This is a genomic window from Cyanobium gracile UHCC 0139, assembly GCF_034931325.1.
GTDB classification, from domain to species: domain Bacteria; phylum Cyanobacteriota; class Cyanobacteriia; order PCC-6307; family Cyanobiaceae; genus Cyanobium; species Cyanobium gracile_B.
Genome location: NZ_JAYGHX010000006.1, coordinates 96,712 through 107,360, shown reverse-complemented (window position 1 = coordinate 107,360; position 10,649 = coordinate 96,712). Strand labels below are relative to the sequence as shown.

The 10,649-nt window shown below is 71.3% G+C and carries 11 protein-coding genes and 1 tRNA gene; 4 read left to right on the top strand and 8 right to left on the bottom strand.

What is annotated here, in order from left to right:
• Positions 1-54: 54 nt before the first annotated feature.
• Positions 55-765, top strand: coding sequence for a hypothetical protein (locus VB738_RS10930; protein ID WP_323305759.1), 711 nt, complete (start codon positions 55-57; stop codon positions 763-765).
• Here VB738_RS10930 and VB738_RS10925 read toward each other — a convergent pair.
• From VB738_RS10925 to VB738_RS10910, 4 genes are all read right to left on the bottom strand, one after another.
• The gene (locus VB738_RS10925; protein WP_323305758.1) at positions 720-1,706 is read right to left on the bottom strand and encodes a hypothetical protein; all 987 of its coding nucleotides are present in this window, start codon (positions 1,704-1,706) and stop codon (positions 720-722) included. The two genes, VB738_RS10930 and VB738_RS10925, sit on opposite strands and share 46 nt — an antisense overlap.
• Positions 1,685-2,083: a hypothetical protein gene (locus VB738_RS10920; protein ID WP_323305757.1), complete on the bottom strand. Its 399-nt coding sequence runs from the start codon at positions 2,081-2,083 to the stop codon at positions 1,685-1,687. Before VB738_RS10920 ends, VB738_RS10925 begins: the two co-directional genes overlap by 22 nt.
• 149 nt (positions 2,084-2,232) lie before the next feature.
• Positions 2,233-3,351 (bottom strand): magnesium/cobalt transporter CorA, encoded by a 1,119-nt coding sequence (gene corA / locus VB738_RS10915; RefSeq protein ID WP_323305756.1) that lies wholly within the window; start codon positions 3,349-3,351, stop codon positions 2,233-2,235.
• Positions 3,352-3,402: 51 nt separating this feature from the next.
• A complete protein-coding gene (locus VB738_RS10910) occupies positions 3,403-4,305 on the bottom strand; it encodes a prephenate/arogenate dehydrogenase (protein WP_323305755.1) in 903 nt (300 codons plus the stop codon).
• 43 nt (positions 4,306-4,348) lie between these two features.
• Here VB738_RS10910 and VB738_RS10905 point away from each other — a divergent pair, with 43 nt between their 5' ends.
• From VB738_RS10905 to VB738_RS10895, 3 genes are all read left to right on the top strand, one after another.
• Complete coding sequence (locus tag VB738_RS10905; RefSeq protein WP_323305754.1) at positions 4,349-5,806, top strand: helicase; 1,458 nt, start codon at positions 4,349-4,351, stop codon at positions 5,804-5,806.
• 28 nt (positions 5,807-5,834) lie between these two features.
• Positions 5,835-6,086 (top strand): DUF2839 domain-containing protein, encoded by a 252-nt coding sequence (locus tag VB738_RS10900; RefSeq protein ID WP_323305753.1) that lies wholly within the window; start codon positions 5,835-5,837, stop codon positions 6,084-6,086.
• 98 nt (positions 6,087-6,184) lie between these two features.
• Positions 6,185-6,550 (top strand): DUF1815 family protein, encoded by a 366-nt coding sequence (locus VB738_RS10895; protein WP_323305752.1) that lies wholly within the window; start codon positions 6,185-6,187, stop codon positions 6,548-6,550.
• Between the two features lie 48 nt (positions 6,551-6,598).
• Here the strand turns inward: VB738_RS10895 and recA are convergent, their stop codons facing one another.
• The 4 genes from recA to VB738_RS10875 all read right to left on the bottom strand — a co-directional run bounded on the left by recA (position 6,599) and on the right by VB738_RS10875 (position 10,575).
• Positions 6,599-7,801 carry a recombinase RecA gene (gene recA, locus VB738_RS10890; RefSeq protein ID WP_323305751.1) on the bottom strand — a complete coding sequence of 401 codons (1,203 nt, stop codon included), beginning with the start codon at positions 7,799-7,801 and terminating at the stop codon, positions 6,599-6,601.
• A 164-nt stretch (positions 7,802-7,965) separates the two neighbouring features.
• Positions 7,966-8,766: an HAD family hydrolase gene (locus tag VB738_RS10885; RefSeq protein WP_323305750.1), complete on the bottom strand. Its 801-nt coding sequence runs from the start codon at positions 8,764-8,766 to the stop codon at positions 7,966-7,968.
• A gap of 21 nt (positions 8,767-8,787) precedes the next feature.
• A tRNA-Gln gene (locus VB738_RS10880) sits at positions 8,788-8,859 on the bottom strand.
• A 114-nt stretch (positions 8,860-8,973) separates the two neighbouring features.
• The gene (locus tag VB738_RS10875; RefSeq protein ID WP_323305749.1) at positions 8,974-10,575 is read right to left on the bottom strand and encodes an AAA family ATPase; all 1,602 of its coding nucleotides are present in this window, start codon (positions 10,573-10,575) and stop codon (positions 8,974-8,976) included.
• Positions 10,576-10,649: the final 74 nt, after the last annotated feature.

Here is a 10,649-nt window from a genome sequence, read left to right as displayed (position 1 = left end):
TGATTTCACCGCTGGGGACACACTGAAAAAAAATTGCACCCGGAGTGAATCCCCATGACGTATCTGACCTGGAGGCGGGAGCTCGTGCGCTCCGCCATCGATCAGATGCTGGAGGCCACCGATCCCGACCGCGGCCCCTTCGGGGATGGGGGTGTTCTGTTCAACGCCATGATGCAGGAGCTGACCCAGAGCCTGCCGGCCCTGGAGATTGTGGCCGCTGCCGACGACATCCTCACCGCCCATCGGGGCTTCTGCGAGGGGCGCAGCTGTGAGGTGGCCCAGGCCCTCAAGGTGTGCCTCTCGATGCCCGCGGAGAAGCAGGGCCTTGAGCGCCGTCTGGTGCTCGATCGCGAACGGGTCGAGCACAACGCCTTCGGCCATGACGCCAACCTGCTGCTGGTCTGGGATGGACGACGCGGCAGCGCCATCGAAGAGCTGAGCGCCGCCGGCCTCAGTGATCGCTTCCCCTGCCAGGGCAGCGAGGCCCGCTGGAACACCGATGAGTTCGTGGCCCTGCTCGAGGCCCGTGCCCTCCAGTGCCGCCGCACCAGGGTGGCCCTGGAGATCGTGGCGGAGGATCCCGCCACCACCCCCTCAGCCGGCACCGTGGTGCTGGTGTTCCCCGCCGAGGCCGGCACCCGCCCGTGGGTGGCCACCGTGGCCGTGGCCCTGCGCTCCGAGGAACTGCCCGAGAGCGCCCCCCCCACCCTCGACGGCTATCAGGCCATGCGGGTGCTGGCGGGGCCCAGCAGGGCCTCGGCATAACGGTCGCAGGCCTCGCCCTCGGCCAGGAACAGGCGCGGGATCACCAGCTCGCATTCCAGCAGCAGCAGATCTCCCGCCCCATCGCGGATGCCGTCGATGCGGGCATAGGGCAGCACCCCGAAGCGGCGGCGCAGGTGCGCCTCGATCGACGCGGCCCACTGCCGCTCGGTCGCACTCGCCTCCCGCTGGGTGTTGGTGCCGCCGAAGCCCTCGTGGGCGATCCAGCCGCCGGCCGCCACGGTCTTGGCCACGGCGTGGGAGAAACGCCCGCCGAGCATCACGGCGCTGAACTCCCCGTCCCGGCAGACCGCCGGCAGGAACGACTGCAGACACACCTCCCCGTCCCGGGTCAGAGCGGCCAGCCAGGCATCGACCGCGCCGGCCGCTGCCGGCCGGCTGCCATCGGCCGCCGTGATCGCCAGGTGGGCGCCATCGCGTCGCACCCGGTAGGTGCGCCAGCCCAGGGAGCCGACCGCCGGCTTGAGCACCGCTTCCTGCCAGCCGGCGGCGTCCAGGAGTTCCGCCAGGGAGCCACACCAACCCTGGGGCAGCCACCGGCTGGGGATCAGGGCCACCCCCTCCCGCCCGAGCCGGGGCAGGTAGGCGTTCTTGGCATGGCCGGCCTCGATCACCGGCAGGGGGTTGGCCAGGGGCACCCCGAGGGCCTCCAGATGCTGCGCCAGGGCCCGGATCCGGGGCAGAAAGTCGCCGTGATGGTGGCTGCCGCGGCAGTCGCGCACGCTGACCAGATCGAAGCGACCCCAGTCAGGGGAGTCGGCCCCGCCAGCCACAGCCAGAGCGTCCGCAGCCAGCGGGGGCAGGGGCACCAGCTCGCTGGCAATGCCGCGCCGGGCGAGACGGGCCCGCAACGCCGGCGTCTCGTCGTGGATCCGCCCAAGGTGGAGGAGGGCGATCCGCTTCAGGTGGGCAGAATCCCCCACTCGCGCTTGACCTGCACGCTGGTGATCTCCCAGGCCTCCTCGGCCGCCACCACCGGTCCACGGGGCTCCTCAGGCGTCAGGCCGCGCCGGGCAAACTCGTTCTGCAGCAGCAGCTGGAACAGCACGCTCTGGGACACCAGCCCGCGCAGCCGATCCTCGCCGCCCACCCGCGCCATCAACACCGGATGGCCCTCGCAGTCACGCAGAGCCCTCAGCTGCTGCTGCAGCCAAACCCTCTCGTACTGGAGCATGGCATCGCTGCAGCGGGACAGGTTCTCCCGGTAGCAGCCGGCATGGCACTTGATCGCCCCCTCGGACAGGCCCGCCGCCGTGCCGGCGTCCTTCAGGAGCTGCATCGCTTCACTCAGGAAACTCACGCGCGTTCACCGCATCCTGTGGAACGCTAGAAACGCCGGCCGCCTCTGCCAACGGAGGACAAGCTGCGGCAATGAACCGTATCGGGAAGAAAGAAAAACCAAAGCCAGTGGCATTGGATACATAACGAAGGCCGATCCCGGCGAAGCCCTCAGAGCCACTGCTTGCGGCGGAAATAGAGGTAAAGGGAGATGCCGATCACGATCATCACACCCCACACCGAATAGTAACCGCCGCGCCACTCCAGCTCGGGCATTTCCTTGAAGTTCATGCCATAGACACCGGCAATGAAGGTGAGGGGAATAAAGATGGTGGAGATGATCGTCAGCACCTTCATCACCTCGTTCATCCGATGACTGAGGATCGAGAGGTAGGTGTCATGCATCCCCCCAAGAATGTCTCGGTGGGTCTCAACAAGATCGATGATCTGGATGCAGTGGTCGTAGAGATCGCGCCAGAACACCCGGCTCTCGGTCGTCAGCAGAGACGACTCGCTCTTGACAATCATGGCCACCTCTTCCCGGATCGGCCAGACAGCCTTGCGCAGGCTGAGGATGGCTCGCTTGAGCCCATGGATCTCCTTGATGTCACCGGGGCGGGGATCCTCCAGAAGTCGATCATCCACCTCTTCGATGATGTCGCCCATCCGTTCCACGGCCAGGAAGTAATGGTCGACAACGGCGTCCAGGAGCGAGTAGGCGAGGTAGTCGGCCTTCATCCAGCGGATCCGGCCGCCGGAGGAACGGATCCGGTCCCGCACCCCGTCGAAGACGTCACCGTCGTCCTCGAGGAAGGAAATCACGAAGTGGTCGCCGAGGATCACGCTGACATGCTCGATGTCAATGGTCTGGGTGTCTTCGTTGAAGGCGATCATCTTCAACACCATGAAGACGTACCCCGGAAATTCCTCCACCTTGGGGCGCTGGGTGGTGTTGGCGATGTCCTCCAGGGTCATCGGGTGCAGGCCGAAGCACTCGCCGAGACGCTCCACCAGGGCGACGTCATGGACGCCACTGACGTTCATCCAGGTGATGCTGCCCTTCGTCACCGCATCGGCACAGCCTTCCACCGAGGCATCCCGATGCTCCGACCAGCCATCCGCGCCGTAATGAATGACGTCAATCTGCACCCTGGCCAGCCGCTGCTCGCCCACGAACACCACGGTGCCGGGGGAGGCCCCGGGCCGGATGCGGCGGCTGCGGATCCCTCGGCCGCCCGCGCCACTGGAGCCTCGGATGCGCGGGGACGGTCGTGAAGGCCTCGTCTTCATCGCCGGGCCCGGAGGCATCGATGTGGCAGGGAGCCTATCGGCTTCCCCCGGTCAGAGGAAGTCGGGCCGCAGCCGCTGGCTGAGCTCCAGCCCCTGCTCCAGTCCGCCCCAGTCCTCCTCCCGCACCATCGCTTCCAGGCCGGCCAGGGCGCGCTTGTAGTGGCCCAGGGCCTCCAGCAGCGCTTCCCGGTTGGAACGGGCCATCAGCATCCCCAGCTCCGGGTTGCCGCCGCCGACGCGGGTCGTGTCGGCGAAGCCGCTGGAGGCCAGGGCCCGCACCAGACCGGCCCCGACCTCCGGCGTGGCGCAGGCTGCATCGCCCCCGGCAGCGGCCGCCTGCAGCAGGGCGGCTCCCGCCAGCACCGGCAGGTGGGAGATCAGCGCCACGGCCCGATCGTGGGCCTCGGCGTCGCAGCACAGCCAGCGCGCCCCGAGGGCCTCCGCCAGCTCCCGCACCGCCTCCAGCGCCCCTGCGTCGGTGTCCGGCTCCGGAGTCGCCACCCAGGGCCGCCCCCGGAACAGCCCCCTCTCCCCCGCCTCCACCCCGGCCCGGGCCGTGCCCGCCATCGGATGGGAGGCCACGAAGCGGGACGCCGCCGGGCCGCCGCCGCCCGCCAGCAGCAGCTGCCGCCAGCGCCGCAGCACCGGCCCCTTCACCGAGCCCACATCCGTGATCACCGCCGCGGCCGGAAGGGCCGCCAGCAGGGTGGGATCCGGCGCCAGCAGCCGGTCGAGGGGCAGGGCCAGCAGCACCAGGCCGCAGCCCGCCAGCACGGTCGGATCGGTGCTCACCACGCTGGCCAGCCCCCGCTCCCTGGCCCGCTCGGCGGTGGCCGGCCGGTGCACCAGGGCCCGCACCTGCGCCCCGGCCGCGATCAGATCGAGCCCCAGGGAGCCGCCAATCAGCCCCAGGCCCACCACCCCCACCGGTTTGCGCTGCCAGAGGGGTGTCATCGTCGCTGCGGATCGGCTGGGGCCAGCTTCCTACGATCCGGCGATGTTGGAAGCCCGCGCCCACCAGCACCTCAAGGCTCTCCTGCAGCGAGAGGGGGTGGAACGCTGGCCCCATCACCTCACCCTCAGCCGGCTGGTGGCCCGCAGCCTGCGCCGGGCCGACCACACCCTGGTGCGGCTGGCCCCCGGCACCGCCCCCAGCTGGTGGATCAGCCTGCTGGTGCCCCTGGCCCTCAGCGAGGTTCCCCTGGCCCTGGTGGTGACCCCGGCCCTGCGCCAGCGCCTGCTGCGGGTGGAGTGGCCCCGGCTGCGCAGCGTGGGACTGGAACTGGCCTGCTGGGAAGGGCCCGGTGCCCCCGCCGGCACCCCGCTCTGGCTGCTCGACCACCGCGAGCTGGTCGCGGCCTGGCGCAACGGCCAGCTGGGGGAACGGCAACTGGTGATCCCCGAGGCCGAGACGCTGGAGTCGGCCCTGCGCGAGGCCCTGGAGGTGGAGCTGGAGCCCCGCCACTGGGACCAGCTGCGCCGCGTCCAGCCGAGCGCCGAAGCCTGTCTGCTCAGCCTGCACGAACGGCTCAGCCGGCGGGTGCTGGCCCATCCCCGCTCCCCCCACCGTCTGGTGGCCCTGGCCGACGATGACGAGGCCCCCCTGCGCCACCTGCTGCGGCTGCTGGAGCCCTTGCCGGAGCCCTGGCCCCGCTGGCTGAGTGCCGGTGCGGGCTGGAGCAGCTGGGCCCGGGTGGATCCATCCCTGCTGCAGTGGAACCTGCTGCGGCAACCCCTCGAACCCCTGGGCGAACTGGCCGGGCTGCTGGTGGGGCGGGGGGCGGTGCTGATCGGGGAGCTGGCCACCGGCCGGGCGGCGGAGGGCCAGCCCGCCTCCGGTGCCGCCCTGGGGCTGAAGCCCGCGGTGGTGCTGGATCTGGCCGATCCCCCCCTGTCCGACCCCTTGCCCCTCTACGCCCCCCTGCGCCAGCCGCTGCCCAACAGTCCCCAGTACGCCGAGCACCTGCTGGAGCAGAGCCGGCGGCTGGTGCTGGGGCAGAGCGGCCTGTCGGTGATGCTGATCGACGATCCGGCCCTGTGCCTGGGCCTGGCCAGCGGCCTGGCCGCCGAGTTCGGCAGCCGCGTCTGTCACCAGAACCTGGCCCCGGAGAGCAACGGGGTGGTGTGCTGCAGCTGGGACTGGTGGCTGGAGCACCAGCCCCGCCTGCCCCTGCCCTGCCAGGTGGTGGTGGCCCTGCTGCCGATCGCCAGCCTGGAGGATCCACTCACGGCCGCCCGGGTCGGGGTGCTGCGCCAGCAGGGCCGCGACTGGTTCCGGGAGCTGCTGCTGCCGGAGGCCCTCAATCGGCTGCAGCGTGGTGTGGCCGGACTGCGTCGCAGCGGCGGTCGTCTGGCGGTGCTGGATGGCCGCCTGCGGGGGCGCAGCTGGGGGCGGCTGGTGTTCACCGCCCTCGAGCCCTGGGTGGCCCTGACCCGCCTGCGGCCCGACTCCTAGCCTGCTGCCAGTTGCCACCGAAAGCCTGATGGGGGAAGCCAAACGCCGGGCCGAGCAGGGTCTGCCGCCCCGGGACAAGCCACGCGCCAACAAGAGCAAAAGCGTCGATACATCGCCCCGCATCGCCCCCTGGCTGCCCCTGACCCGCGACCAGGCGTCCCGCTTCGTGGCGATCACCACCAAGGGGGCCTGGATCGGCATCGGCGCCCTGGCCCTGTTCTGGGTGACCGTGCGCTTCATCGGCCCCGCGGCCGGCTGGTGGACCCTGGCCGACGGCTGAGCGGGGGCCATGCGTGCGGGTCTCCCCACCAGCGCCACGGCGCCTGGCGAGAATCGGAAGAAATCCTTATGATCTGCGGATCGTGATGGGAACGACCCATGTTTCTCCGTCTGGCCGAGCAGTACCGCTCGGCCGTTGAGGATCTGATCCTGAGCCTTCAGGCCCTGGCAGTGTCCCTGCGGAAACAGGGGCATGTGGCCACCTGCTACACCTGCGGCGACGGCCGCGACGGCCATGGCGCCTCCTTCGTGGCCGACCTGGGCGACAACCACATGGTGCGGCTGCTGGTGTCCGATTTCGGCATCAGCTGGGTGGAGTCCCGCCACGGCCAGGAGCTGGTGAAGCTCGAAGGCGCCGACGCCATCCAGGAACTCCAGCGGGTGGTGCTGGTGCTGCAGCCCACGGCCGAGCCTGCCGGTGCGAGCACCAGGGCCCCCGGTGCGGCTCTGCCGGCCCAGCCCTGAAACAGGCACCCCGGTGACCCCGGGGACCTGGCCCATGGGCTCCCGGGATCAGCCGGCGGCGGGCAGCTCCTCCGCCTCGGAGCCTTCGGTACCGGTCGCAGGCTTGGCGGCCGCCAGCTTGGCCGCCGCCGCCAGGGGCTTCATCGAGTTGGCGGTGACCTCGGAACCCTCGGTGAGCTTCTGACGGGTGAGCGTCTCGATCACCTCCTTCGGCGCGGGGTTCTGCTCCAGCCAGGCGATCGTGTTGTCGCGGCCCTGGCCGATGTTGTCGCCCTCGTAGCTGTACCAGGCGCCCTTGCGGGTGACCACGCCCGTTTCCTCGGCCAGATCGAGCAGGCAGCCCAGGGTGCTGATGCCGCGGCCGAAGAGGATGTCGAACTCGGCGATCCGGAAGGGAGGGGCCACCTTGTTCTTGGCCACCTTCACCTTGGCCCGGATGCCGTACTCCTCGGTGCCGCGCTTGAGGGTCTGGATGCGGCGGATGTCGAGCCGCACCGAGGCATAGAACTTGAGGGCGTTGCCACCGGTGGTGGTTTCCGGGTTGCCGTAGGTGACGCCGATCTTCTGGCGCAGCTGGTTGAGGAAAATCACCGTGCAGCCGGATTTGCCGATGTTGCCGGTGATCTTGCGCATGGCCTGACTCATCAGGCGGGCCTGGCTGCCCACCGCCAGGTCGCCCATCTCCCCCTCGATCTCGGCCCGGGGCGTCAGCGCCGCCACCGAGTCGACGACGACGATGTCGACAGCGGCTGAGCGCACCAGCTGGTCGACGATCTCCAGGGCCATCTCGCCGGTGTCCGGCTGGGAGACCAGCAGGTTCTCGATGTCGACCCCGAGGGCGGCGGCATAGACCGGATCGAGGGCATGCTCCGCATCCACGAAGGCCGCCACGCCGCCGCGCTTCTGCACCTCGGCGATGGCATGGAGGGTGAGGGTGGTTTTGCCGGAGCTCTCGGGTCCGTAGACCTCGACCACCCGGCCCTTGGGATAGCCGCCCCCGAGGGCCAGATCGAGGGTGAGCGCCCCGGTGGGGACCGTTTCCACCCGCATGCGGGAGGCATCCCCCAGGCGCATGATCGAGCCCTTGCCGAAGTTGCGCTCGATCTGGGTGAGCACCAGACCCAGGGCCTTGTCGCGCTCCGCCGCGGCCCGGGGATCACCGCTGGGGGCGGCGGCGGACACGTAGGAGGTGGACGGCGAGGAGGAGGAAGACGCGGCGGCGGCGGCCGTGGCCCTGGAATCGGCAGGCATGGTGGGGGTAGGTGATGGAACGGGCCGCAGCAGGCAGGAGCCGTGCAGACAGGTGGTGGGAGAGGGGGCCGGAACCGGGCGCCATCCTGCGACCTCTGGACAACCAGTGCCACCCGGAGAGGCCGGCGTATCAATCCCGTGTAGTACGGGCGTACTCTAGCGTTTCATGGCCAGAGCGCCAGGGGGGCCGCAAAGCCGGCGGGCTCCAGCCAGCGGATCCCCAGGGGGGCCAGCCCCTCCCCGTCCCCGGGGCCCAGGTACCCCCACGACACCAGATAGCAGCGCACCGCCTCCAGCCCGGGGGTGCGCCGCACCAGCTCCAGGGTGGGGCGCCGATCCTCGACGAACCACAGGGGACGCTCAGCGGGGTCATGGCCGGCCAGCAGCCGCGCCAGCACCGACGGCTTGCTGCCCTGTTCATGGCCGTACAGGGCCAGGGGCGTGAGGCCGGCGGCGGCCAGCAGGCGGGAGGCGAAGGCTCCGCCCTTGGTGGTGAGCACGGCCCAGTCGGCCCCCTCCGCCGCCAGGCGGTCCAGGCGCTCCTCGACGCCGGGGTAGAAGCGGTGCAGGGCCAGCCAGGCGTCGGGGTCGGTGGCGATGGCCTCGGCCCGCAGACCCTCGAGCGCCTGTTGCAGCTGGGCGGTCGTCCAGCCCCAGCGCCGCAGGGCCGCCCCGAGAAAGGTGTCGTAATCGGCCAGGGCAGCGTCGAGATCGAGGTCGGGCCGTCCCAGCTCGGCGGCCATCAGCACCATCTCCCAGCCCTTGTGGATCAGGGGCCGCAGCAGGGCGAACCCCGGTGGTGCCTGCTCCGGGAGGTGCCAGGCGGCGGGAGCGACGCTTCCAGCGGGGGCGGCGCTGTGGGCGACGAGGGCCAGGGCCGCCCGCCGGGCCGACCACCAGTACTCGGCCATGCCGTCCACCAGCACGCCGTCAAAATCGAACACCAGCAAGGGGCGTTCAGGCACCGGCGGAAAAGGGAGAAGAAACTGGGCCGCTAGGATTCGAACCTAGGAATGTCGGGACCAAAACCCGATGCCTTACCGCTTGGCGACGGCCCAATCAAGCCCATGGGATGGGGCAGGCGTCGGTGCGAAACCGGCGCCTTGCTAGTTACCCACAGCGGCTGGTCCTTCGTCAACTCGCCGGCGTCCACCCCCCGGCGGCAGGCCCCTTCAGGCGGGGAAGACGCGCAGGCGCTGCTGCAGGCCGCGGCCGAAGACGGCACTGCGCAGCCGGTAGTGGTGCACCAGCTCGGCCTGCAGGGCCCGCACCGCTTCGCTGCGGGGCAGCAGCTCCACCGGCCGGCCTTCGGGGAGCACCACCTGCTCCACCGCCAGCCGGCATTCCTCCAGGGCCGCATGGGCATCGTCGAGGCGGGCCGGTGCCGCCGGTTCCTCCCCATCCGCCCCGCCGCCCCCCCGGCGCCGCTCCAGCAGACGCTCCATGGCCCGCTGCAACTGGTGGGGGGTGTCGGATTTGATCACCAGGATCGGCAGGCCAAGGTCGCGGGCCTGGCGGCGCAGCTCCGGGTCGCGCCCCAGCTGGCCGCGCACGCTCAGCACCGCATCCGCCTGCTCCGGGTCCTCCACCACCTGCACCGGCAGCTGGCGGCGGCGCACGGCCTCCTCCAGCTGCTGGGCCTCCAGCCCCACCCCGTAGACCCGCAGGGCTGGCACCGCCGGGGCCGAGGCGGCGGGGGCCGGTCGGGGGGCCGTCGGATCGGGCAGGGGCACCACCGCCAGGAGGGCAGGGCCGGGGCGCCGGGGAGGCGGAACGGCGGTGCCCCAGGCGGGCGGCGGGACGGGGCGAACGGGGCCGTCGTCGCGCAGCACCAGGCGGCCGTCGCCACCCAGCTCCCGCACCTGGGGGTGGGTGGGCTGGCCGCGCAGCAGCAGGTCCACGGTGCCGGCCACGTCGCGGTGGACGAGCCAGCGGTGGCGGCTGTGCATCTCCACCGCCAGGGGGAAGGTGGGCTCGGCCGCCCGTTCCAGCACGGTCTTCTGGGTGCGGCGGCGGCGGGCCTCCTCGTCCCCCAGGGTCACCGACTGGATCCCGCCCACCAGATCGCTGAGGGTGGGGTTGCGGATCAGGTTGGCCAGTTCGTTGCCATGGGCCGTGGCCACCAGCATCACGCCCCGTTCGGCGATGGTGCGGGCCGCCTGGGCCTCCAGTTCGGTGCCGATCTCATCGATCACGATGACCTCGGGCATGTGGTTCTCCACCGCCTCGATCATCACCTGGTGCTGCAGCTCCGGCCGCGCCACCTGCATCCGCCGGGCCCGGCCAATGGCGGGGTGGGGGATGTCACCGTCGCCGGCGATCTCGTTGCTGGTGTCGATCACCACCACCCGACGCTGCAGGTCGTCGGCCAGCACCCGGGCGATCTCCCGCAGGGCCGTGGTCTTGCCCACCCCGGGGCGGCCCATCAGCAGCAGCGACTGGCCCGTGTCCAGCAGGTCGCGCACCATCGCCACCGTGCCGAACACGGCCCGGCCCACCCGGCAGGTGAGCCCCACCACGTCGCCGGTGCGGTTGCGGATGGCGCTGATGCGGTGCAGGGTGCGCTCGATGCCGGCCCGGTTGTCGCCGCCGAAGGAGCCGAGGCGCTGCAGCACGGCCGCCAGATCGGAACGCTCGATCGCGTCGTTGCCCAGGGCCCGCACGCGGCCGGGGTAGCGGGCCTCGGGCACCCGGCCCAGGTCGAGCACCACCTCCAGCAGGCCCTCCCGCTGCTCCGGCCCCGCCAGGGCCCGCTGCACCACGGGCGGCAGCACGGCCAGCAGACGATCCAGGTCGTCGGTGACCCGCTGGGGGGAAAGGGACGGGGGGGGCGAAGGCTCCAGGGGGC